This window comes from Peribacillus sp. SIMBA_075 (assembly GCF_046534585.1).
Window position 1 is genome coordinate 40,521 of sequence record NZ_JAWRYN010000017.1, and the last position, 22,818, is coordinate 63,338.

22 protein-coding genes, 1 pseudogene and 1 riboswitch are annotated in these 22,818 nt (G+C 40.9%); of the genes and pseudogenes, 9 read left to right on the top strand and 14 right to left on the bottom strand.

All coding sequences use genetic code 11. The annotated features are described in order from the left end of the window. Nucleotides 1-119: 119 nt before the first annotated feature. Nucleotides 120-548 (bottom strand): Lrp/AsnC family transcriptional regulator, encoded by a 429-nt coding sequence (locus SB775_RS14250; RefSeq protein ID WP_410861968.1) that lies wholly within the window; start codon nt 546-548, stop codon nt 120-122. A gap of 118 nt (nt 549-666) precedes the next feature. On the opposite strand from SB775_RS14250, the gene SB775_RS14255 reads away from it, so the two are divergent. Beyond that, nucleotides 667-1,062 carry a carboxymuconolactone decarboxylase family protein gene (locus SB775_RS14255; protein ID WP_410861969.1) on the top strand — a complete coding sequence of 132 codons (396 nt, stop codon included), beginning with the start codon at nt 667-669 and terminating at the stop codon, nt 1,060-1,062. A gap of 116 nt (nt 1,063-1,178) precedes the next feature. Here SB775_RS14255 and SB775_RS14260 read toward each other — a convergent pair whose 3' ends face one another. Next, nucleotides 1,179-1,646: an Lrp/AsnC family transcriptional regulator gene (locus SB775_RS14260; RefSeq protein ID WP_061461963.1), complete on the bottom strand. Its 468-nt coding sequence runs from the start codon at nt 1,644-1,646 to the stop codon at nt 1,179-1,181. Between the two features lie 171 nt (nt 1,647-1,817). Here SB775_RS14260 and hisC point away from each other — a divergent pair, with 171 nt between their 5' ends. Further along, nucleotides 1,818-2,930 (top strand): histidinol-phosphate transaminase, encoded by a 1,113-nt coding sequence (hisC, locus tag SB775_RS14265; protein WP_410861970.1) that lies wholly within the window; start codon nt 1,818-1,820, stop codon nt 2,928-2,930. Nucleotides 2,931-3,025: 95 nt separating this feature from the next. On the opposite strand, the gene SB775_RS14270 is transcribed toward hisC, so the two are convergent. Beyond that, nucleotides 3,026-4,402, bottom strand: coding sequence for an amino acid permease (locus SB775_RS14270; RefSeq protein ID WP_410861971.1), 1,377 nt, complete (start codon nt 4,400-4,402; stop codon nt 3,026-3,028). Between the two features lie 115 nt (nt 4,403-4,517). On the opposite strand from SB775_RS14270, the gene SB775_RS14275 reads away from it, so the two are divergent. Beyond that, a complete protein-coding gene (locus SB775_RS14275) occupies nt 4,518-4,730 on the top strand; it encodes a hypothetical protein (protein WP_410861972.1) in 213 nt (70 codons plus the stop codon). Between the two features lie 58 nt (nt 4,731-4,788). Here SB775_RS14275 and lpdA read toward each other — a convergent pair whose 3' ends face one another. Genes lpdA through pdhA form a run of 4 tightly spaced genes read right to left on the bottom strand, consistent with a single transcriptional unit; the run spans nt 4,789 to nt 9,620 of the window. Beyond that, entirely contained in the window at nt 4,789-6,213 is a 1,425-nt protein-coding gene (lpdA, locus tag SB775_RS14280) for a dihydrolipoyl dehydrogenase (RefSeq protein WP_410861973.1), read from the bottom strand. Beyond that, complete coding sequence (locus SB775_RS14285) at nt 6,214-7,494, bottom strand: dihydrolipoamide acetyltransferase family protein (protein WP_410861974.1); 1,281 nt, start codon at nt 7,492-7,494, stop codon at nt 6,214-6,216. Between the two features lie 30 nt (nt 7,495-7,524). After that, nucleotides 7,525-8,508 carry an alpha-ketoacid dehydrogenase subunit beta gene (locus SB775_RS14290; RefSeq protein WP_410861975.1) on the bottom strand — a complete coding sequence of 328 codons (984 nt, stop codon included), beginning with the start codon at nt 8,506-8,508 and terminating at the stop codon, nt 7,525-7,527. Then, complete coding sequence (gene pdhA / locus SB775_RS14295; protein WP_410861976.1) at nt 8,508-9,620, bottom strand: pyruvate dehydrogenase (acetyl-transferring) E1 component subunit alpha; 1,113 nt, start codon at nt 9,618-9,620, stop codon at nt 8,508-8,510. Before pdhA ends, SB775_RS14290 begins: the two co-directional genes overlap by 1 nt. A gap of 706 nt (nt 9,621-10,326) precedes the next feature. On the opposite strand from pdhA, the pseudogene SB775_RS14300 reads away from it, so the two are divergent. Next, a pseudogene (locus SB775_RS14300) lies at nt 10,327-10,493 on the top strand (transposase); the annotation flags it as partial. Between the two features lie 62 nt (nt 10,494-10,555). Here the strand turns inward: SB775_RS14300 and iadA are convergent. Further along, entirely contained in the window at nt 10,556-11,731 is a 1,176-nt protein-coding gene (iadA, locus tag SB775_RS14305) for a beta-aspartyl-peptidase (RefSeq protein WP_410861977.1), read from the bottom strand. Between the two features lie 195 nt (nt 11,732-11,926). Between iadA and SB775_RS14310 the strand changes: the two genes are divergently transcribed. Beyond that, nucleotides 11,927-12,235 (top strand): hypothetical protein, encoded by a 309-nt coding sequence (locus tag SB775_RS14310; protein WP_061461953.1) that lies wholly within the window; start codon nt 11,927-11,929, stop codon nt 12,233-12,235. Nucleotides 12,236-12,432: 197 nt separating this feature from the next. Here the strand turns inward: SB775_RS14310 and SB775_RS14315 are convergent, their stop codons facing one another. Next, complete coding sequence (locus SB775_RS14315; RefSeq protein WP_089363756.1) at nt 12,433-14,469, bottom strand: transglycosylase domain-containing protein; 2,037 nt, start codon at nt 14,467-14,469, stop codon at nt 12,433-12,435. A gap of 300 nt (nt 14,470-14,769) precedes the next feature. Between SB775_RS14315 and SB775_RS14320 the strand changes: the two genes are divergently transcribed. After that, a complete protein-coding gene (locus SB775_RS14320; RefSeq protein ID WP_410861978.1) occupies nt 14,770-15,297 on the top strand; it encodes a universal stress protein in 528 nt (175 codons plus the stop codon). A gap of 84 nt (nt 15,298-15,381) precedes the next feature. Here the strand turns inward: SB775_RS14320 and thiT are convergent, their stop codons facing one another. Beyond that, nucleotides 15,382-15,963 carry an energy-coupled thiamine transporter ThiT gene (thiT, locus tag SB775_RS14325; RefSeq protein ID WP_410861979.1) on the bottom strand — a complete coding sequence of 194 codons (582 nt, stop codon included), beginning with the start codon at nt 15,961-15,963 and terminating at the stop codon, nt 15,382-15,384. 106 nt (nt 15,964-16,069) lie between these two features. Next, nucleotides 16,070-16,171: riboswitch (TPP riboswitch) on the bottom strand. Nucleotides 16,172-16,406: 235 nt separating this feature from the next. Here thiT and SB775_RS14330 point away from each other — a divergent pair. The 3 genes from SB775_RS14330 (at nt 16,407) to SB775_RS14340 (ending at nt 20,249) form a co-directional block, all read left to right on the top strand. Then, nucleotides 16,407-17,294 (top strand): cation diffusion facilitator family transporter, encoded by an 888-nt coding sequence (locus SB775_RS14330; protein WP_125161088.1) that lies wholly within the window; start codon nt 16,407-16,409, stop codon nt 17,292-17,294. Nucleotides 17,295-17,528: 234 nt separating this feature from the next. Then, a complete protein-coding gene (locus tag SB775_RS14335) occupies nt 17,529-18,638 on the top strand; it encodes a histidine kinase N-terminal domain-containing protein (RefSeq protein ID WP_410861980.1) in 1,110 nt (369 codons plus the stop codon). A gap of 279 nt (nt 18,639-18,917) precedes the next feature. After that, nucleotides 18,918-20,249, top strand: coding sequence for a hemolysin family protein (locus tag SB775_RS14340; RefSeq protein WP_410861981.1), 1,332 nt, complete (start codon nt 18,918-18,920; stop codon nt 20,247-20,249). 48 nt (nt 20,250-20,297) lie between these two features. On the opposite strand, the gene uptA is transcribed toward SB775_RS14340, so the two are convergent. From uptA to SB775_RS14360, 4 genes are all read right to left on the bottom strand, one after another. After that, nucleotides 20,298-20,930, bottom strand: a complete 633-nt coding sequence (gene uptA / locus SB775_RS14345; protein WP_410861982.1) for an undecaprenyl phosphate transporter UptA — start codon at nt 20,928-20,930, stop codon at nt 20,298-20,300. Nucleotides 20,931-21,090: 160 nt separating this feature from the next. Then, nucleotides 21,091-21,255 carry an Lmo0850 family protein gene (locus tag SB775_RS14350; protein ID WP_176431976.1) on the bottom strand — a complete coding sequence of 55 codons (165 nt, stop codon included), beginning with the start codon at nt 21,253-21,255 and terminating at the stop codon, nt 21,091-21,093. Nucleotides 21,256-21,359: 104 nt separating this feature from the next. Further along, entirely contained in the window at nt 21,360-22,073 is a 714-nt protein-coding gene (locus tag SB775_RS14355; RefSeq protein WP_061461946.1) for a FixH family protein, read from the bottom strand. 93 nt (nt 22,074-22,166) lie between these two features. Beyond that, nucleotides 22,167-22,739, bottom strand: a complete 573-nt coding sequence (locus SB775_RS14360) for a YitT family protein (protein ID WP_410861983.1) — start codon at nt 22,737-22,739, stop codon at nt 22,167-22,169. Nucleotides 22,740-22,818 lie beyond the last annotated feature (79 nt).

Consider the following 22,818-nt stretch of genomic DNA (forward strand, 5'->3'; position numbering starts at 1 on the left):
TTCAGAAACTATTCAGGAATGATTCAAAAATATGGCTTCCTTTTTTGCCGGTTAAACCGTTCTGATTCTTCCATTTATGATTAGCCACTTTCATAACAGTTGAAAATAAATAAAAATACTCATTCCTGTTCACGCTCCACTTGAGAAAGGATTACATGTGTAACGGTTGCAGCAAAAGGAATTGTCCGATTGATGAATTCCTCCACTTCTTCAAGGTTCTCACTGTGGATTTTCAGCATAAAGCAAGCCTGCCCGGCAATTCGATAGCAAAAGTCAACATTCGGCAGCTTCGAGATATACTTTTTGAATTTCTCATATTCCCCATTTTTTATCGTTGCTTCCACGATACACTCAATAGGAAAACCGATCTTTTTATGATCAATCTCGGCAACATACCCTTTAATGATCCCGAACGACTCCATTTGCCGTACCCGGTCGGTAACGGTTGGGGCAGATAGTTTTACTTTCTTTGCCAATTCCCTCATGGAAATCCGGCTATTCAGCGTTAATTCTGCAAGGATGCTCCGGTCTTTTTCATCTATTTTCATTTAGAAATTATTCCTCTCTTTTTCTTTATATTTATACAATATTCAACCGAAATATTTTACAAGCGTAATTAATATTCCTGTTTTTTTATATTAGGATTATCTCAAGGGGGAGATGCTCATGACAAGAATAAAAAATTCGCCGATTGGCTCCAGTCCGTATCAAAGATTATTTCATTCAGAAGAGATTTCGCATAAATGGTCGGACCTCTCAAATTGCATATCTGCGGATGGGAAACTATCGAAAGAGTTAAAGGAAAACGTCAGAAGGGTACTGGCATACGGTAATGGCTGTTCATACTGTCAGGCAAAAGGTATTCCATTAAAGCCAGAAGATGCGAAAGAAAGCTATGCAATCGCCTTTGCAGAAGTATTCCTCATTCAACGTGAAAAAACAGAGGAAAAGTTTTTCCAAGTATTGAAGGAGGTATTCTGTGATGAAGAGATTTCTGAACTATTGGCATTCATTTGTTTTACGACGGCCCAGCAATATTTCGGGGCTTTGATGGATTTATAATAACGCAAATAAAGGAACAGGCATCTCGCCTCGTTCCTTTTTGCAAAAAGCCTATAAACCCTTCAGTAGTTTGACCCGTCCATTCGGGTCATATACCAGCATAAATTGAATTCCAGCTAGGTTTTCGCACCATGATCATCCATTTCATTGATCCTTGGAAGAATGGAGCGGGAAGGCACCGGGGATGTCAAAACTACGGAAGTATTCAGATGTCCATAGGGTATTAATCGATCTATAAGTAATCTCATGCTGTCCATATCAGCTAAAGCCGCTTTCAAAAAATATCCAACTGTTCCTGTTACACGATGGCATTCGATAATGTCTAAATCATTTTTAACTAACTGCTCGAAATCGGAAACGGAAACCTTAAGTTCACTTACCTGAATGAACACAAGTACACCTCTTCCTATTGCCAGTGGTGAAACCCTTGCACTGAACCCCTCAATGATTCCCTTTTCTTGCAGGCGATACATACGTTCAGAAATACTGGGCCGGCTGAGAGCCAATTTCTTCGATAGTTCACTAATCGTAATGCGTCCATTCAACTGTAAAAGTTCCAGTAAACAAACGTCTATTTCATCCATGAAGCAACCGCCTTTCATAATGAAGGATTATTAGCTAATATATCTGTAAAATGTTGTATGGAAAGTGAAAAAACATTCTTTTTTGTATGTAATTTTAACAGTTAATATTCTATCATTAAAATTAGTAAATGAAAAAGAAAATTCAGAATTCAACTAAAGGAGGAACCTGCATTGACCTTTACGAAAATCCCGGTTCGAAAAAACATTGAAGACATAAGCTCATATGTTTCCGGTAAGCCAATTGAAGAAGTGCAACGTGAACTTGGTCTTGAAACGATCGTTAAATTGGCATCCAATGAGAATCCATTCGGTTGCTCAACTCTAGCAAAAGAAGCCATGCTTACCGAAATGGAGCAAATCTCCTTTTATCCTGAAGGTATGGCACCTGCATTAGCTGAAAAGCTGGCAAGGAAATTGAATATCAATCAAGATCAAATCATCCTGGGAAATGGGTCTGATGAAGTGATACGTTTGTTAACAAGAACCTACATCCAACAAAATGATGAAGTCATCATGGCTGATGTTACATTTCCACGGTATGAAACGAATGTATTGATTGACGGCGGTACACCTGTAAAGATACCTCTTATTAATGGTGTACATGACCTGCAGGGTATGTATGATGCCATAACTGAGAAAACAAGAATGATTTTTGTCTGTAACCCCAATAATCCGACAGGAACGATCGTCGAAAAAGAAAAATTAACATCTTTCATCGAGAAGGTGCCGAAACATATTTTACTGGTCGTTGACGAAGCATACTATGAATATGTCGATGATGAAGATTATTTAGAAACTTTGCCGCTTCTAAATACCCATTCAAATCTGGTCATCTTACGCACTTTTTCAAAGATTTATGGATTGGCTGCATTAAGGATTGGATACGGTTTAATGGATGCTTCCATCATACAAGAGCTAGTTAAAGTGAAAGAACCCTTCAATACCAACCGTTTAGCACAGGCTGCGGCCTTCGCTTCCCTCGATGACCATACATTTGTAGAGCAATGTGCTCGTAAGAATGAGGAAGGAAGAAGATATTTAGAAAACGAACTAAGCGAGATGGGATTAACATTCTTCCCTTCACATGCCAACTTCTTGATGGTCAAACTGAACCATCCTGGCAGGGACATTTTCGAGAAGCTATTGATTTCTGGTGTCATCATCCGTTCTGGTCATTTGCTAGGCTATGAAAATACGATCCGCGTGACCATCGGCACTCCGCTTGAAAATGAGAGATTCATAACCTCCTTACAACATGCAATCAAAAAAACGTCCAGTACTTGAACTACGAAATGAAGTTGCAGTATGATTGATGATTAATAGATAAAAGATACGACATAGACGCCTTTGCCCATGTCGTATCTTTTACGTGGATTTATTTAACAAGATTCCTTTTCTATTCTAGTTGTTTCCTGTTCATCCACACTTTTAAATTTAAAGATCGAGATGGAGATCAATGTAGCCAACACAATAAGGCAGGCAACGATGCTGATCCGATTCTGTTCACTGAACACGAACGTGACACAAATGATGCTTAAGGCGATTACTGCAAATAAGGTTATATATGGAAAGCCCCACAATTTAAAACTCGGAGCTTTAGGATATGAATTGCGAAGTTTTAGCTGCGCTAAACAAATGCTGATCCATACAAGTGATACTACAAAACCCGGAAACGCCATTAATAAAGTAAATGCCCGATCCTGGGCAACGTAGGTAATCATGGAGCCGACGACCAATGCAGCGGCACTTAGGATTAAACTATACAAGGGAACGCCATTCTTTGATACATAAGAGAATGACCTGGGTGCCTCCCCTTCTGCAGCTAAAGAATGCAGCATCCGAGTACACCCATATATTCCGGAGTTAGCGGCAGATAAGACGGCCGTAATTAAAATGAAGTTCATGATGTGGGCAGATCCTTGAAAACCGGACATTGACAAAACTTGTACAAACGGACTTGCTTGGTCGCTAATTTCGTTCCAAGGAATCAGACCGCAGATTACAAGTATCGGTAAGGTAAAAAATAATACGACTCTCCAAATATAACTTTTAATGACCTTCGGTAAAATTCGTTCAGCATCTTTTGCTTCCGTTACCGTCAGGCCTATTAACTCGGAACCGCCATATGAGAACATAACGATCAGTAATGCTGAAAAGATGGACATCCACCCATTTGGGAAAAATCCTCCGTGCCCTGTGAAGTTTTGCAGGTAATTAGATCCGCCGCTTGGGATGGCCCCAAATAAAATACAGGCTCCCAAGATAATGAATAGAATGATCATTGTAATCTTAATGCCGGCAAACCAAAATTCGAATTCACCATAATTTTTAACATTCATCATGTTAACCCCAATGATTAAAGCAGCACACCCTAAACTCAATATCCATAGCGGGATTGTTGGGAGCCAATACTGCAAAAAGCTTCCTGCCACCACTACCTCAATGACACATACGGACAGCCACATGAAACAATACATCCAGCCTATAATGAAGGAACTTCGCTTACCGAATGCTTTCTGAACGAAACCTTTCATATTCGTATTGGGATAGGCGATTGCCATTTCCGCTATAGCTCCCATGACTACAAGAAGTAATAATCCTGCAAAAATATAAGTAAAAATGACTCCTGGCCCTGCTAACGATATGGTTTCGGCACTTCCTTTAAAAATCCCAGTACCTATTGCCCCTCCCATTGCCATCATGCTAATATGCCTCGGCAACAACCTCTTTTGCAGTGACCCACCATTTGATTCCATTACAGCTGCCTCCTTTTTCCCATAATTTTTCTTATAAAAATCAAAACCCATTTCAATCGTTGAAAGGCGAATAGATAAGTTATCTCATCAATCCTTATGGTTTAGGAGTGGAAGGATGCAAAGCCTTCTTGAAAAATCACCTCATACTTCACCAAATAAAAATGATATCAATATGCCGTTAGTTTTACAAGAGTATGATTGCAAGCTAATACTGCTCCTGTTGGTCAAACGCCGTTATCCGGGCCTGATCCTTCAATATGGAGTAAATTTCCTGATAGCCTTGCCTTATGGGGGACCAATGACCAGGTTTCTAAAACTATTAAAATGAAACACTCCAACCGGGGACTACATTGGTAATCCCCATGAATTTACATCTTCCAGTTATCTTATTTATTTACGATGTGAATCGCATGTCCCAAAACTGCCTCCGCCGCTTCCATCCACCCCTCGGTCAAAGTTGGATGAGGATGCATGCTGAGGGCTATATCTTCGACCCGAGCTGCCAACTCAAGTGCAAGGACCCCTTCACCTATAAGGTTGGAGGCATCTGCACCAACCATGTGCATTCCAAGCAATATGTGGCTTTTTGCATCCACAATCACTTCAGCAAATCCCTCTGTTTCATTCGTTGCAAGCGCCCTTCCATTGGCACTGAACGGGAACTTCCCGGTCTTGACTCTGTATCCCTGTTGTTCTGCTTCTTCACTGCTTAAACCAACCCCTGCTATTTGTGGTTCCGAGAAGATTACATATGGGACATACGGGGAGTCAATGGCACTTGGCACCCCCCCGATTACTTCCGCTGCCACGATACCCTGTTTGGACGCTCGGTGTGCAAGAGCCGGCCCAGGTGTAATGTCACCGATGGCAAAGATGTGCGGCACATTTGTACGGCATTCCATATCTACAGCTATATGGCCCTTTTCACTAACCGTAATGCCTGCCTGATTCAGGCCAATCTCTTCTGTGTTAGGAATCCTGCCAATTGTAACCAGGGTCTTTTCGCTCACTACCACTTCCGCCCCCTGGTTTTCCGAGGAAACATGAAGGTGTACTTGGCCATCCACTACACTCGCCTTTTCTACCCGCGCCGATGTTTTAATATCCATGCCTAGCTTCTTGGCATTACGGGTAACTTCCTTGACAAGGTTCTCGGCAACCTGGGGGAGAATGCGGTTGGCCATCTCAATGATGGTCACTTTAGTACCTAACTTTGCAAATGCCATACCCAATTCGATTCCGATATAGCCTCCGCCTATGATCGACAAACTAGATGGGACTTCATGCAGCTGCAAACTTGCTGTTGAATCCAAAATATACTCTCCATCGACTTTAATGAATGATGGAATGAAAGGTCTGGATCCCGTCGCAATAATTGCCTGTTCAAACTTGTAGGTTTCAAAATCGCCATCGGTTTCGACTCCGATACGGTCATCAGATAAAAAGAAGGCTTGACCTTTAACCACAGTCACTCCATTTTCTTTACACAGATGGGCAATACCTTGGTTCAACTGGGAAGTGATGCCCTCTTTCCAATCCTGCCAAATTCCCAAGTCCATTGTAGTTCTTTCTTGAGACAGCCTGATCCCCATTTTCCCTAAATCGTTAAGCTTTTGGTATTGATCGGCTGCGTGAATTAAAGCCTTCGAAGGTATGCAGCCCCGATTAAGACAAGCCCCGCCCAGCTTATCCTTTTCAACAAGCACGACCGATTTCCCTAATTGTCCGAGACGGATCGCCGCAGCATATCCCCCCGGACCTCCTCCCATGATGATAACATCCGTCTCTACAGCAACTTCCCCTACTACCATTTATCTCATCTCCACAACTAAACGAATTGGATTTTCCAGCAGTTCCTTGATTCTATTTGTAAAATGCACAGCTGTAACACCATCTATTAAACGGTGATCGAAAGATAAAGACATATTCATCATTAAACGGATTACACCTTCCAAATCGCGGACGACCATTCGTTGTTCCATTTTATGCAACGCTAATATGGCCGCTTCCGGATAGTTAATGATCGGGGTCGCATGCATCCCACCGATGGGTCCTACATTGCTTATCGTAAATGTACTGCCTGTGATTTGATCTATGCCCAACTTCCCTTCCCGGGCTTGGTTTGCCAATTGCCTGATTTCATCAGCCAGTTGGAAAATGGTTTTTTGATCTGCATGCTTTATGACAGGAACAATGAGACCCTCTTTTGTATTCGTTGCAATCCCAATATGATAATAATTTTTCAAGATGATTTCATTGGTTTTTTCATCAATTGAAGCGTTTAAAGTTTTAAACTCCTTTAAAGCGATTACAATGGCTTTTACGAAAAATGGCAAAAAGGTCAATTTAATATCCTTATCATCGGAATACGCCTTTAATTGATCTTTCAATTCCTTCAATCGATCCATTTCCAATTCATCTACATGGGTTACATGAGGAATGGTCGAAACCGACTTCACCATATGTTCAGCGATCTTTTTACGAATGCCCTTAAGGAGAATCCGCTCTTCCCACTCTTTTTCCAATCCTTTTGCCTTGACGGCATACTTCATTGGGGACATAACTTGAAGAATCTTGTCATCATTGTTATTGGCATTTTCCCTTATTATCGAATTATTTTCTTTAAACTGCTTCAAGTCACTTTCGATTATTCGCCCAGCAGGACCGGAGCCTTTAACCTGCTCGATATCAACCTTCATTTCCCTTGCCATTTGACGCACGAATGGGGTAGCCAACACACGCACTGCATCAAGATGCGGTTTGCCTGTAACATGCTCTCCATTTACTTTTACATCATCAGATTGAATGACTTGGATATCTCCTTCACTAATGCCTGTTTCCGGAGCAGGCATATGGTTCCCTTCTTGAATTGTGAATATAGTGGTTCCCACTTCCACGATATCCCCTTCGGAAAAGAATATTTTCTTGACCACTCCCGTTGCTGGGGCAGTCAATTCCGCATTAACTTTATCCGTTTGCACCTCAACAATGGGTTGGTCCTGCGTCACCGCATCCCCTTCCTTGATCAGCCATTGGATAATTTCTCCTTCATGCATCCCTTCCCCTACATCAGGAAGTTTAAATTCCATCATGCGCCTTCCTCCTTTTCCCTTAATTATCAATTAAAATGAAATCGTCTCCACTATTCCTTGTTTTACCCGGTCAACAGTCGGTAGATAATGATCTTCTATTGAAAACGGCGGAACCGGAACATCAAATCCTGTTACACGCTTGATCGGAGCTTTCAGGTAAATAAGAGCTTCATCATTAATGATGGAAATAATCTCCGCACCTAATCCGGCAGTCTTATGGGCTTCATGGACGATTAATGCACGACCTGTCTTTTTAATGGATTGCACGATGGTATCCCTATCTAAAGGGTATAATGTTCGAAGATCAACCACTTCACACTTCCAGCCTTTTTCGCTTTCAATCTTTTTCGCGGCATTCAATGCCTCCCTTAACATAGCCCCCCATGCAAAAATCGTCAGATCGCTTCCCTCCTGGACCACTTTTGCTTGACCAATTGGTATACGATACATTTCTTCGGGAACTTCTTCCTTAAAAGCACGATACAATTTAGTCGGTTCCAAAAAGATTACCGGATCAGGATCTTCAATTGCGGCAATTAGAAGCCCTTTTGCGTCGTATGGATTACTGGGTGCAACTACCTTTAAACCCGGAGTATGGGCAAAGAAGGTTTCGACACTTTCGGAATGAAGTTCAGGTCCTCTGATTCCAGCACCATATGGCGTACGGATTACGAGGGGCACGCTAAATTGCCCACGAGTCCGGTATCTCATACGGGCAGCATGGGAAACGAGTTGCTCGAATCCCGGATAAATAAAGGCGAGGAATTGAATCTCCACTATGGGCAGCAGTCCGTTAAGGGCTAAACCAATGGCAGAGCCGATGATTCCGGATTCAGCTAATGGCGTATCCACAACTCGATCTTTTCCATACTTTTCATAAAGCCCTTCCGTCGATCGGAAAACTCCGCCGTTCACTCCAATATCCTCACCCATGATCAACACACGATCATCATGACCCAGCATTTGGTCCTGCGCTTCCGTAATAGCCTGGAGCATCGTTAAACTTTTGCCCATTATTTCTTCACACCTTTCTTTAAGATTTGGTTCAATTCCTGCTTCTGTTCCTTTAGGTGCCATGACTCCTCAGCATATACATGTTTAAACATTTCGAGCGGATTGGATTTCGGATAACCTTCCGCCTTTTGGAGGTGAGCATCTATCAGTTCGTTGAATTGTTTTAACACCATTCCTTCCTGTTCTTCATTCCAGTAACCCTCTTTATTCAAATACTTTTTAAGACGCGTTATCGGATCACGATTTTCCCTCCAGAACGTTGAAACTTCGTCCTGATCGCGATATATGTTCGGATTGTCTGCAGTAGTATGGGCACCATAGCGAAAGGTTATGGCTTCGATTAAAGTAGGTCCTTCACCTTTAAGCGCCCTTTCGACAGCCTCTTTTACAGTCAGCCATACTGCAAAGATATCATTTCCATCCACTCGAACCCCATGTATGTCATAAGCAGCAGCACGCTGGGATATAGTTTTAGATGCTGATTGCTTTTCAAAAGGCACACTGATCGCATAGCCATTATTTTGGCAGAAAAAGATTGTCGGGGTTTTATAAACACCTGCAAAATTCAGTGCCTCATGAAAGTCCCCTTCAGAAGTGGCACCATCACCAAAATAAGCAATGCTTACATTCTTTTCCGCTTTAATTTTACTTGCCCAAGCCGTTCCTACCGCATGAACCATTTGAGTGGCAATGGGAACACTAGGAGGTAATATCCTTTTACCTTCCGGACAAATTGAACCCTCAAAATGTGCCATCCAGTATAGGAAAACACGATACAATTCCTGTCCATGAATGATTGCCGCTCCATGATCACGGTATGTGGGAAACATCCAATCACCTGCCGACAACGCTAAAGCGCTTCCTGCCTGGGATGCCTCCTGTCCTTCGAAAGGTGCATAAGTTCCCATTCTGCCTTGGCGCTGGAGATTAATTGATTTACGGTCAAATGTTCTGAGCAGTAGCATGCTCTCATACATCTTTAACATTAATGATTTATCGATTTTCCCATCAATCGTTCCAACTATTTCTCCGTCAGGTGTCAATACACGAAACATTTCCGGCTCACCTTCATTTGAATACGCTTTCATTATTGGGTTTCCCGTCTTTTCCATTTCATTTCTCCCCTTAAGATAGATTTGTTTCGCAAACTTACCAAGGATTTGAACAGTCATGAAATAACAGCCCAAAAAGTTTTCATTGGTCTTTTATGTCTGTGAATAATTACTGTTTCATAAACTACATTTGCTTATATAAAAGGATAATACATCCAAGATTTTAATAATATGTTAAATAGAATGAATTTTTCGTATATTACCTTTATTTAGAATGTGTTTCCTTATATCTCACCTTCATTTTGAAAATATGCCCGATTATGGAAAAATTCAATGTAAAATCAGCGGGTTACCGGCAAGTTTTGGGATATGCTCCGACCTTTTCAAGTCACTTGTTAGCTAGCATCCATTCAAGGGCTGCCTAAATAAAAAAAGTACATCCACTATCATCAAAATCAGGATCCAGCACAAAAAGACCCATTATAATCATGGGTCTCAGACTGTTGACAAACGTTTTTTTATGGCTTGTACAATTTGAACGTTGATTGAAACGCAGTGCACTCCCTTTCCGTGGGCGGTCCTCCCTCGGCTTGCGCCTGCGGGGTCTCGCACCTTCCGTTTCATCAACTTTGTTATACAATTAAAATCTCTTTTGCCTACAGTCTTTATTGTTTAAAATAGAAGCATAAAAACTTGGGGTGATAAGGATGCTTCCAAACATGATTCTAATCAGCGAAATCAACTTGAAATGATTACTTTAGATTAACTGGTGCCAGCGAACCATTTGGTTCGAAAAATGAAGGCCGCCATTGACTTCGCATTCATATATGACTTGGTGAAAGATATGTATTCAGAGGTAGACGCCCAAGTACTAATCCGGTTATTTTAGTTAAACTGACATTTATTCAATATACCTTAGATATTCGCTCGATCGAGGTTTACTTTACCAACAAGATTTCATTTTTCCTTACCCCACTACACGGTATTAGAAAGATCTATTTTTCAAATGTGCCTTTCACGACCGCTTCACCATCTTTGACCATGATTTGCCCCATCGCGATAACCCTATTTATTTCTAACGTTTGTTTCTTCAATATGATGATATCGGCGTCATTCCCTACCTCAAGCCGACCCTTCTTAGTGAGGTTTAAAATATTTGCCGGATTTTCCGTCACAACTCGTATGGCATCGGCAATTGACACTCCATCCTCGGTGACCGCATCTACGACAGAATCATATAAGGACATGCATGTACCAATGTTCAAACCGCGCAGGTTGCCACTGCCATCGAAGTCAGGCAGGCTTGCTTGCCCATCTGAAGTTAAGGTGATCTGCCTGATATCTACCCCTTCTTCTAGTGCTCTCTTTATTGCTGTACTTGCTTTGACCTCCCCTTCTTCAAGGAACTTCTTGATCGTACTTGTCGTAAAATCAATATAACCCCCTTTTTTTGCATATTCCATCCCTGCTTTGAATAAATGCGGATTTCGATTTATATGTGTAGGGTAAAACTGTGTGATCGGTATTTCCGTTGTCTCGACAACTTCTTCAATTACCTGCAAATGGTTTTGACTGTCGCCGACATGAATGTTGACGATACCGCTTTTCCCAGACAACAGACCTCCATTACGCGCTTGAGAGGCCAATTTAGCCAGTTCAGCTACAGTCGGCTGTGAAGAACGATGATCGGCAATGGCAATTTCGCCAACACCGATAATTTTATCCACAAGAATCAAATCATCTTCGATCTTACCGGTTAACGTCTTGACTGGAACTTGATAGGAACCAGTATGAACGAAGCAGCTAATGCCTTCTTCTTCAAGCGCTCTCGCTTTAGCAAGCAGTGCTGGCATGGTCCTTGTCGTCCCATCTGTTCCGATGACCCCTACCAATGTCGTTATACCCGCTAAAGTGGCATCTGTTAATTGGATTTCTGGTGTCCTCGTTTTAAAGCCCCCTTCCCCACCTCCGCCGATAATATGTACGTGAGCATCTATAAAACCCGGAACCACAATTTGGCCACTCGCATCAATCACTTTCATTTCAACGAACTCTGCAGGGACATCAATCTTGTCCTCAATGAAGCCAATTTGCTTTCCAACCAAGAGGATATCTTTTTGGCCCATATATTCCGGACCATAAAGCTCCCCATTTTTAATAAGTGTTAGCATAGTTCGTTCCCCCTCCAAAAATTGAAATTTTCAAATAGGTTTCAAAATCTTTCACTCGGGTAAATATACAACATGACCCGCTAACAATTACATAAAAAAGACCAAACATACTTGTTCATTTTAAAAAGTGTTGTAGCTGAATTGACATCTTGATTATGCTTTTCCAAAAGTATAAAAACAAAAGGAGTAAACGACATGAATAAAGTGATTTCTTCTGATATTAAAACAAATAAAAGATTATCCATGCGACAAATCATGAACCTATATCAAGTTACAAAAGAATTTAAAGGGAATATATATTTTATCTGCAACCATAAATTGGTCGATGCCAAGAAACTTTCGACTTTCGTATCCTTTGTGCTCATTCTTCAAGAGTGTGCAACCATGAAAGTCATACTTGAAGGCGAGAATGTACATGCCATGCTAGAAAAAGTACAGGCTATTTGTAAAGAAAATGATGAAAGTGCATTTGGATTCCAATCGAACCAAACCGTTAATATTTAAATGATTCCAACTACGTCATGAAGAGGGTGTATAGAAGTGAGAACCATTTTAATGGTGATAGGCGCAATCGTCGTAATCGGCATAATAGCAAATCTCATTTTTTAATGAATGATGAAAGACTGTCAATGATTGACAGTCTTTTTTTTATGCTAATTTATTGGAAAGTACGGGCGTGCCATGCTCCCATTTCATGAAAATTACCACGGCACATCCCAATCCCTCCATTTTTTCAAACCATTCCGAATTTCTTTTCCTTTATCAATCCAATATTGCTTCCTTTTGTCCTCCTCTTCTTTCTTTACCTGTTGCTCAGCTATAACTGCCTGTTGTTTAGCTATAAGCGGTCCGATATCTTGAGTATTAAAAGATTGAGATGCTTGATTCTGTAATGCTCTCGACATTATTTTTTGAAAGATGATTGCAGTTCCCTGACTGCTGTGTGTCGTTAAATAATGCTTTTCATCCGTTTTATCATATCCAGCCCATACTGCACCGACCAACGAAGGTGAATAACCGATGAACCATTGATCTTTAACCCCTGATATTCCTTCGATGGGAACTTGTGTTGAACCTGTTTTACCTGCTATTTCATAACCCGATACAGCTGCGTTTTTCCCTGTGCCATATTCCACTGTACCAAGCAACATGGAATTCATTTTATCGACGACGCCTTTAGAGGTTACTTTGGTGCTTTCCTTTTTCCAGGCGGCTACCTCTTTTCCATCATTATTTTCTATTTTTACAATGGCATGGGTTTCCATACGTTCCCCGCTGTTGGCGAATGCTGAAAAGGCTCCTGCCATCTGCAGCGGGGACACACCTTTCTTCATCCCTCCTAAAGCAAGCGACAGATTTCGATCATCCTTTTCATAAGGAATCCCAAACCGTTTAAGAGAATCCAGCCCCTTATCGATGCCAATCTCATTCAAAAGCCAAACCGTTGGTACATTCAAGGAATTCATCACCGCTTCATACATGGGTACTTCTCCTTTATATACACCGCTCAGGTTTGTTGGCTCATATTCCCCAAAGCTCATTTTTTCATCCTTCAAAGGGGCAGTGATGCCGTATCCCTCTTCAACCGCTGGAGTATAAACGACAAGTGGTTTAATGGATGAACCAGGAGATCTTGTCAGCTGGGTTGCCCGGTTATATCCCATAAATTGATGCTTTCCTCTCCCACCGACAATTGCCCTTATCCCTCCTGTTTTAGGATCAAGGAGGACTGATCCACTTTGAACCATTTCTCCTGTACTCGTTCCAACTGGAAAATTGGCTTCATTTGCATACACGGATTCTGTAGCCTGCTGCATGGATTGGTCCAGTGTCGTGTATATTTTATAGCCCTTTGAAAGCAGGTCCTCAAGCTTTATTCCATATTTGCTTGATGCTTCCGATAAAACATGATCGACATAATAAGGGTACTTCCCTTTTAATGGATCGGTTTCCTTCTCCCCCATGTGAAGTGTCACTGTATCTTTTTTTGCAGCCGCTGCTTCATCTTTCGTCAAATAACCATGTTCCGCCATTTTAGAAAGAACCAAATTACGCCGCTTCACTGCCCCGTCTAAGTTCTTATATGGATCAAGTTTGGATGGCAAGTTAATGACACCTGCCAGCAAGGCTCCCTCGGCAACGGTCAATTCAGAGACCTCTTTGGAAAAGTAAATATTTGCGGCCTTTTTAATTCCCCATGCCCCATGGCCAAAATAAACTTGATTCAAATACATATCCAGAATTTCAGCTTTTGTATATTTATCTTCAACTTCCTGGGCCAGAAAAAACTCTTCAATCTTCCTCTTCAGTGTTCGATTCGACTCCAGCATCGTAATCTTCACAAGCTGCTGGGTAAGCGTGCTCCCTCCTTCAACAACACTTCCGGCCTTCGCATTTTTAATCAGCGCTCGCAAAATCCCTTGATAATCTATGCCGTGATGTTCATAAAAACGGTGATCCTCAATGGAAACCACCGCTTGTTTCATATGTTCCGGTATTTCATCTATCGAAACACCTTCGGATTTATTTGCCGTGATCGTGCTGGCAAGATTTCCATCCCGATCATAGATTCCTGTTGGTTGCTGAAGAATATTTTGAAGATGGCTTATATCTGCAACCTGTCTGAAATAAAAAAGTGAACCGGCGCCTAAAACCACAATCACCAATATAATAATTAGACCTAATTTCACTAACCCTCTCATTTGTACCCCCATTTTCCAATCTGCGACATGTTTCATTAAAAATATTTTACCCCTTTTATTAAAGAAAACTCGTCGATTGACTAAAAGGCCTAAGCTAAGTCGCCTTTTCTTTAGCACTATACCCGGGTATCGGTTTCCTTGCCGATGATACCCCCTTCACCGAATGAAAAATAAGCCCGCGACTAATTGAAGGACCAGGATTTTCATCCTACCATTTTTAATAATGACCGTATCTATCCTTTACCCGTAATTTGCAATCTATATACCGATTAATGGCGTGAACCCCTTAAAAAGTGGGTATAACACTTTAAAGACTTATAAAAGGGGGGAGATGGCATGAAAAAAAATTTAAAACATATTGTCGTCGCTTTTGATGGAAATGAAGAAAGTAAACGTGCCGTGGAATATGGAGCAACATTGAAAAAGGCCTTTCCTGAGGCCGAGCTGACCGTAGTTCATGTCCTATTTGATAAGGTTGAGCAGCGTATCATGGGAAACGCCTCGGCGCCGGGGTTTGTACCGGCTGCTGGATTTTATGTGGATCCCGTCCAGACACATCCCGTCGTTGAAGTCGAACAACCAGAAATTCAAATGGTCAATAACACCCCTTCCGCCGTTGAGAGTAGTGTTCAGAACGCAGAAAGTAATACGTTGAGATTGCTAAGTGAATGTCAAGTCAAGGGGAAATTCGAGATATTGGAAGGACATGCGCCAGATAGCGTATGTGAATATGCGGCAAGAACTGCTGCCGACCTCATCGTTGTAGGCAATAGCGCTAAAAGCGGTTTGGAAAAATTCTTTCTTGGCAGTACAAGCAGCTCCATTGCGAAAAACGCACCCTGTTCGGTATTCATTGCAAAATGAGGATTGAGCCGTTTCGCCCTGTAAGACTCAATTTGCTTAATCTCCGAAAAAAGCCGAATTCTTTATAGAATCCGGCTTTTTTTGTTAATAGGCTTTTTTCAGTAATACACTTGAAGCAGCCGAATATAACATCATCACCACAAGGGCCGATAAAATAAAACTGATCAGCATATAAGTCCCATTATAAATGAATGAATAAATCACTACTGGCTGTCCTTTTGGAGCTGCAGAGCCAAAAAACACGATTCCGGATATGAAATGACACAGAAACCTCAGAAAACTGCCCAAAAACATGCCGCCAATCCCATACCACTTCGCTTTGGAACGCTTTTCCTTTTTATAGCTATTTACAAACTTATTCATGAATACACCGGATATCCCGACAACCGTAAAGGCAAGATAATAATCAATGAAGCCTTGAATCGGCGTGCTGATCCATGCTGTACCACTGACGATCTGCAAAAGCCCAAGTAACAATCCGGTTAACATACCACCTTTGATGCCCCACCGATATGCCATCAGAAAAATCGGTACCATGGCTATTGAAATCGAGCCTCCTTGCGGCCAGATTCTTGAAAAAATGAATCCAGAAACCAAATCCAGTAATAAAGCCAGTGAAGCAAAAATGGCAACCTCTGTCATGAATAACGTTTTATTTTTCATCATGTCTCTCCCTTCTCCAAAAATGAAAAGTGTCCATGAGTTCCCTCCCTGCCAGATTTTGCACAAACAAAAAAGCAACACCGGGGCGGTAATGGATGCCCAGTATTGCTTGTATCCAAAACCACATCCCTACGCTAGTGTTAACTATCAGGTTCATAGGGTCTGAACTCAACCGTTCACTCTCAGCCTTTTGGCTCCCCTTGTGGAAGTATTTAATTTTCGATCCTCGGTTAGAATATACTACTAGTTTCTATAAAAGACAACTTAAAGAAAATGTCATATCATAAAAACTTACCACTCCCATATTTATGGAGGTACCCTTTCTTTTAACCAACTTCAATACATCTGCAATTAACCAGGTTAGATGGCTAAATGCAACAACTTTTCTATAGACTCACTAAGGTTTGTTTTGATATCTTTTAATTTACACCGGGGAGGGATTAGACATGGATAAACATTCGATTTCAGCTGAAAAAGGCGCCTACATAAGCATTGCCGCTTACATATTCTTGTCTGCTCTTAAATTGTCATTCGGTTATTTCGGTGATTCTAAAGGGCTTTGGGCAGATGGTTTAAATAATACGACCGACATCATCGCTTCCATAGCCGTATTGATTGGTTTGAAAATTTCGAAGAGACCTCCTGATGATAATCATTCATATGGTCATTTACGGGCAGAAACCATAGCCTCGCTGGTAGCTGCCTTCATCATGATTACCGTGGGCATCCAGGTTGTTTACAGTGCTATAGAATCCTTCTTCCAGCAAGATTCAACAACCGTTCCAAATATGCTGACCGGTTATGTCGCTCTTTTCTCTGCAATCTTCATGTACGGAATCTACCGTTATAACTTAGCGTTAAGTAAAAAGATCAACAGCTCTTCCATCTACGCCGTTGCACAGGATAATCGTTCCGATGCCCTTGTCAGTGTTGGTGCTTTTATAGGAATCATCGGTACTAAGATGGGAATCCCTTGGCTGGATGCGATAGCTGCTGCTGTAGTAGGGATCATCATCTGTAAAACGGCCTGGGATATCTTCCGTGATGCATCCATCTCTTTAACCGATGGTTTCGACGAGCAGCTCCTGCAAAAGATCGGACAAACCATTATACTGACAGAAGGCGTTAAGGACATGAGTGAAATTAAAGCCCGTATGCACGGAAGTGAAATCCTGCTCGAAACTACCGTACATGTTAACCCTCTTTTGACCGTCATCCAAGGTCACGATATTACGGTTAAAATCGAAGAGAATCTTTTGAAGGAATATAACATCCAGCATGTGATCGTTCACATTGAACCATATGCATTTAATAAAAAAGGTAACCGTCATTAACTTTGCGGATACCTTTTTTTATTATTAAATCCTGCAATTCCTTTAATAAAACTGTGTCAAAAAAAGGTATTTATCGATTAATTGCCGAATATTTATCCAATTGACACATGTGTAAAAAACATTAATCTGTTATCATAAAAGCAAAATAATTATTTTAATATTTTGTATTTTATTCAAATAAATTAATTTCTGGGTCGAAAGTAAAATTCATTTTCCTACAGTATGGAGGGCAAAATGGTATCTAATCGAGAAATGACCATTCACTTTTTATCTTCTCAAAAAAACAGCATCATTTCCAAATGGAAAGATCAGTTGCTCCATTTATCGGACGGATATATGGGGTATTTTAAAGGAGAAGTGGAACATATTTTCAATCTGCTAATGGATCAGCTTGGGAAATCGGATACTGACATAGACGATGTACTGAAGGTCGTAGGTGAAAAAATTGCGTGTGATCGAGTCAATAAACAATTGGATATGGAAAATTTCTTTTCCACTGCAACCATCGGCAGATCCACCATCGTTGAGCACGTTTTGAATTCCGAGGCAACGAAAGAAGAAGTATCCGATTTAATTAAGCAAATAAACGTTTACTTCGATAAACTAATTCATTTTGCATTATCCTGTTATACCGAATTGAAAACGATGGAACTTAAAGAACGCTATCAATTCATTAGCCCAAACCATAAAGACCGTTTGACGCTCCTTGGCCAAATGACCTCAAGCTTCGTCCATGAATTCCGAAATCCACTGACTTCCATAATGGGATTCATACAATTGTTACAGGCAGAGCAACCAAAGATAAAATATCTTGATATCATTTCAAAGGAATTGGATCAGCTCAATTACCGGATCACTCAATTTCTTAATATTTCCAAAAAAGAAACTTCAGAAGCACAAACTGATCTATTTTCGATTGCTCAGCTAGTGAATGAGGTAATCGAATTTTTATATCCCAGCATTTTGGAAGTAAATGCTTCGATAACATGTAATATTGCCGATGATGCCGTCATTTCCGGTTCTAAAGAAGAGTTTCGCCAAGTTTTACTTAATATCATTTTAAATGCTCTTGATGTGGTCGCCGGAATGCCATCCCCGTCCATTTATATATCAGGCTCTGAATCACCACCCGGCATTCTTACTTTAAACATTTCCAACAATGGGCCAAAGATACCGGACGAAGTCCTGCCGAATATTTTTGAACCATTCATCACCACAAAAAAAAGGGGAACGGGATTGGGACTATTCGTCTGTAAAGAAATCGTTTTAAAACATCAAGGAACCTTATCCTGCCACTCTACCGATTTCCTGACGACCTTTTCCATACAATTGAAAACTAAATAATGGATAAATATCCTTATTTCCTTGGGTTTTCAGTTTGAAATTTTTGACTGATTGGCGTCCAGTTACTTATACTAATAGTTAGGTTCCACTACTAATCGAGGTGAATGACCAATAGTTTGAAAATAAAAACCATCATAATTTCATACAAGATAAACGATACTTATTTTTCTTCTAACATTTAATACACTACCATCAGTTCATTCATTATTGGTTTTGGGAGGTGACTGGGATAATTAAGTCGTTCGGTACATCAGGCGATTCAATTAAGTCCCACACTAATTGGACATATTAAGTTTTTTATTAGTCATTATTTTAATCGCTTTAACTGCCTTTTTTGTAGCTTCGGAATTTTCGATCATAAGGGTTCGCAGCTCTAGGATCGATCAATTGATTGAAGAGGGAAACAAAAAAGCCATTGCGGCCAAGAAGGTTACATCCGATCTGGATGAATACCTATCCGCCACACAGCTTGGAATCACCGTTACCGCTCTAGGATTGGGGTGGCTAGGACAACCGACCATCCTCAAATTGGTTGGGCCTTTATTCAATGCCTTGAACATCCCACAAGAAGTCACAAACATTCTGACATTTGTCATTTCGTTTTCCCTGATAACGTTCCTGAATGTGGTTGTAGGTGAATTGGCTCCAAAGACCGTTGCCATCCAAAAGGCCGAGCAAGTAGCCTTGGCTATTGCCAGCCCTCTGATTTTTTTCCATAAGATTGCCTTTCCCTTCATCTGGATATTGAATCATTCTTCTCGTTTCGTTGTCGGATTATTTGGCTTCAAGCCTGCATCCGAAAGTGAAATAGCACATACGGAAGAAGAATTGCGTTTCATCCTATCTGATAGCTATAAAAGCGGAGAGATTAACCAATCGGAATTTAAATATGTCAGCAACATTTTTGAATTCGATGACCGTGTTGCTAAGGAAATCATGGTTCCTAGGACAGAAATCATGACCATATCAAAAGATGAAACGGTACAGGAATTCGTCGATGTGGCCAAATTGGAGAAATACACTCGATATCCTGTTGTCGAAGGTGATAAAGACCATGTCATCGGCTTAGTGAACTTAAAGGAAGTCTTCTCGGATCTTATAAAGAATCGTGAAATCCACATCAAAGCGATTGAAAATTACGCTCGTCCGATCATTCGAGTCATGGAGAATATACCCATCCACGATTTGCTGTTGAAAATGCAAAAAGAACGCATTCATATGGCTATTTTGATGGATGAATACGGCGGAACTTCGGGCCTTGTCACAGTTGAAGACATCCTAGAGGAAATCGTTGGGGAAATTCGTGATGAATTCGATATCGATGAAGTTGCATCAATCAGGAAAATTAAGGATGGACACTATATATTAGACTCTAAACTTCTTGTAAAGGAAGTGAATGATTTACTTGGCATTCACTTAGATGAAGATGATGTCGATACTATAGGAGGATGGGTCCTTACTGAAAATTATGATGTGAATGTAGGGGACATCATGGAAAAAGACGGATTCTGCTTTAAAGTGATTGAAATGGAAGACCACGCCATTCGTTCCATCGAGGTAACAAAAAAGGTCGTACAGCTTCCTTTGGAAGAGGACCTTCCCCAAGGATAATTATTAAGAAAAGCCACGTATAAAGTCATTTTACGTGGCTTTTTGTGTTCACTTATCGGATAACCGTCCCATTTTTTTGACCGTTACGATTGGAGGCGTAGTATTTTTTTTCCATATGATATAAAGCATAATAAGGACAACGGAAAAACCAGCTCCCGGAATTATATAAGGTGCAGTTATTTCCCTGATTTGCTGCCAATTTTCGCCTAGGATCCGTCCTAAGGATAGAAACAAAATGGTCCAAGGGATGACAGCGGCAACCGTATAAAATATAAACTTCCATACAGACATCCTTGCAATTCCCGCAGGGATGGAAATGGCATGGCGAACCACAGGAATGAATCGAGCCGTAAAAATCACGCCTACCCCATAACGTTGAAACCACTCTTCAGCCATTACGATATGATTTTCTTTAATTAAAATATATTTTCCATACTTTAAGAGAAAGGGCCGTCCGCCATAATAACCAGCCCAATAGAGAAATAATTGTGCCATCGTCCCACCTACCACACCTGCAAGGACAGCTCCCCAAAAAGTCATTTTCCCCAGGCCAACCAAATAACCACCGTATCCGAGAACAAGCTCACTCGGGATGATTTCAACCATAAGCCCCAATAAAATCCCAATATACCCCATTTCTGCAAACCAATTCAATATAGTCATAATAAGCTGTGATATCATGCAATCGGACTCCCCTTACCGCTGATTTCAAATTGTTTGTCCTTCTATCCTATTTCAGCTTATAAGGTTCTATTCGATTTTTCATATCCTGCTTCACTTTATATCACTTTTAGGAATGCACAAAAAAAGACCAGCTGATATGTGCTCCGGTCTCATTGCATCAATATTCTTTTAGCTCCCGTTTTTGGGAAAGTTGAGAAAAAGCAGCCGTGGTGAGTAAGGATGAATCATTTTGTGAAACATTAGTGAAAATCTCCTGGCGTGATTTCGTTTTTTCAATATGAATCCCGAGATTTTTATACTTGTTGATCATTTGATTATTCATGCTTACCCTCCCTTTCAGCTGTATCGTTATCCATTAACTTCCCATTTAACGAAAGGATAAAACCTATTTAAAACATTCCTTCCAAAAAAACATTTTACACGGAGTCAATTTACTTGAATGGTTTGCAGTTGATGTTCATGCACTTCATCTTTTTCTACATGTACCTGCACCTTATATGTTCCCGATTCTTCAAATGATACCTTATTTTGATATGTACCATTTCCATCTTCTTCTGCTTTGGTGAAATGACTCTCCTCACTGCCTTCCTTCCACACCTCGAAATTCACATCTGCATTTGTCAGTGGCTTCCCATCCAATTCTACGTTTGCTTCAAAGTTCGAACTGTTTCCTGCCTTTACAGGGTTACTTTGAAACTCGATTGATACATCCGTACTCGGATGAGCTGATGCACCTTCACTTTCATGTTCTGGAACGACCACTTCTTTTGCCGGCATCACATGAAGGCCTTTGGCAGTTACATGGGAAACCACAATATATTTGCCTTGTTCATCAAATGTATGCATCACTTGATACTTGCCACTTCCAGTACTCTTCGATTCCAGCATTGTCCGTTTATCCTGTCCGGACTTTCTCACTTCAAACATTACCTCATCAGCTTCATTCACCAATTGGCTTCCTTGTTTTACTGTCGTTTCAAGAATGACTTCTTTTCCAGGCTCCAATTTCCCTTTAATGACGATCGATGCATCCATCGATTCTGGAACAGCGCTGTTCACTTCTTTATCCTCTGGCATTTCAGACTCTTGGCACCCAGCCAGCATGAATAACAACGCAGAACACATATAGAATTTTTTCATAATAACTTCCCCTTACAATTTATTTGACTAGAAATCTACTCTTTCCATATTCCCCATCCTTTCCTTTTTTCGGATTTTTATACATCATCCACATCAACCAGTTCTCATCACGGTAACTGAAGTCAGCATGGCTACCGCGATGATTGTTAAAAATGAATATAAAAAAATGGAAGTCCCTACAACGCTTAATCCGCAAAGCAGTACGCATCCATCAATGATAAAAATCAGCAAACCGACATTGAGCCCACTCTTCCTGGAAAGGATCTGTGCCAACATATCCGTTCCGCCTGTAGAGGTCCCATACCGAAGCATCAAGCCTATTCCAAGGCCAATCAACCCTCCCCCAATTATCGCACTTACATATATGGGGAGATCCCATCCGGTGACGGCATCGGAAAAAATATCGATGCATAAAGAGGAAAAAAGCAAGCCATGCAAGCTGTTCAGAAATAGTTTTTTTTCAAAGAACCAAGCATATATATATAATGGAATGCTGCTCAAAATCACACCAAGGCCTGTTGGCAGTCCAAAATAGTAATGAAAAATCAGGCCAATACCTATCATGCCCCCATCCAATAAATGAAAAGGTATCAGAAAAAAATTGATACCCACACCCACTAGCATGCTGCCGGCAATGATCGCTGCCATCCTTTCCATGATTTTCATGGCCGCCACCCCCATTAATCTGCATTAAAACCTGTCCAGTTTCTATAGAATATGTTTATACCGTCCAAAAAATAATGAA

Coding starts and splice junctions, on each gene's coding strand:
- SB775_RS14320 (WP_410861978.1), top strand. CDS start 14,770: ATGAAAAAAAATTTAAAACATATTGTCGTCGCTTTTGATGGAAATGAA.
- thiT (WP_410861979.1), bottom strand. CDS start 15,963: ATGATGAAAAATAAAACGTTATTCATGACAGAGGTTGCCATTTTTGCT.
- lpdA (WP_410861973.1), bottom strand. CDS start 6,213: ATGGTAGTAGGGGAAGTTGCTGTAGAGACGGATGTTATCATCATGGGA.
- SB775_RS14260 (WP_061461963.1), bottom strand. CDS start 1,646: ATGGATGAAATAGACGTTTGTTTACTGGAACTTTTACAGTTGAATGGA.
- pdhA (WP_410861976.1), bottom strand. CDS start 9,620: ATGGAAAAGACGGGAAACCCAATAATGAAAGCGTATTCAAATGAAGGT.
- uptA (WP_410861982.1), bottom strand. CDS start 20,930: ATGATATCACAGCTTATTATGACTATATTGAATTGGTTTGCAGAAATG.
- SB775_RS14285 (WP_410861974.1), bottom strand. CDS start 7,494: ATGATGGAATTTAAACTTCCTGATGTAGGGGAAGGGATGCATGAAGGA.
- SB775_RS14270 (WP_410861971.1), bottom strand. CDS start 4,402: ATGGAATCAAATGGTGGGTCACTGCAAAAGAGGTTGTTGCCGAGGCAT.
- SB775_RS14255 (WP_410861969.1), top strand. CDS start 667: ATGACAAGAATAAAAAATTCGCCGATTGGCTCCAGTCCGTATCAAAGA.
- SB775_RS14330 (WP_125161088.1), top strand. CDS start 16,407: ATGGATAAACATTCGATTTCAGCTGAAAAAGGCGCCTACATAAGCATT.
- SB775_RS14315 (WP_089363756.1), bottom strand. CDS start 14,469: ATGAAACATGTCGCAGATTGGAAAATGGGGGTACAAATGAGAGGGTTA.
- SB775_RS14290 (WP_410861975.1), bottom strand. CDS start 8,508: ATGGGCAAAAGTTTAACGATGCTCCAGGCTATTACGGAAGCGCAGGAC.
- SB775_RS14250 (WP_410861968.1), bottom strand. CDS start 548: ATGAAAATAGATGAAAAAGACCGGAGCATCCTTGCAGAATTAACGCTG.
- SB775_RS14335 (WP_410861980.1), top strand. CDS start 17,529: ATGGTATCTAATCGAGAAATGACCATTCACTTTTTATCTTCTCAAAAA.
- iadA (WP_410861977.1), bottom strand. CDS start 11,731: ATGCTAACACTTATTAAAAATGGGGAGCTTTATGGTCCGGAATATATG.
- SB775_RS14360 (WP_410861983.1), bottom strand. CDS start 22,739: ATGAAAATCATGGAAAGGATGGCAGCGATCATTGCCGGCAGCATGCTA.
- SB775_RS14275 (WP_410861972.1), top strand. CDS start 4,518: ATGCAAAGCCTTCTTGAAAAATCACCTCATACTTCACCAAATAAAAAT.
- SB775_RS14355 (WP_061461946.1), bottom strand. CDS start 22,073: ATGAAAAAATTCTATATGTGTTCTGCGTTGTTATTCATGCTGGCTGGG.
- SB775_RS14350 (WP_176431976.1), bottom strand. CDS start 21,255: ATGAATAATCAAATGATCAACAAGTATAAAAATCTCGGGATTCATATT.
- SB775_RS14310 (WP_061461953.1), top strand. CDS start 11,927: ATGAATAAAGTGATTTCTTCTGATATTAAAACAAATAAAAGATTATCC.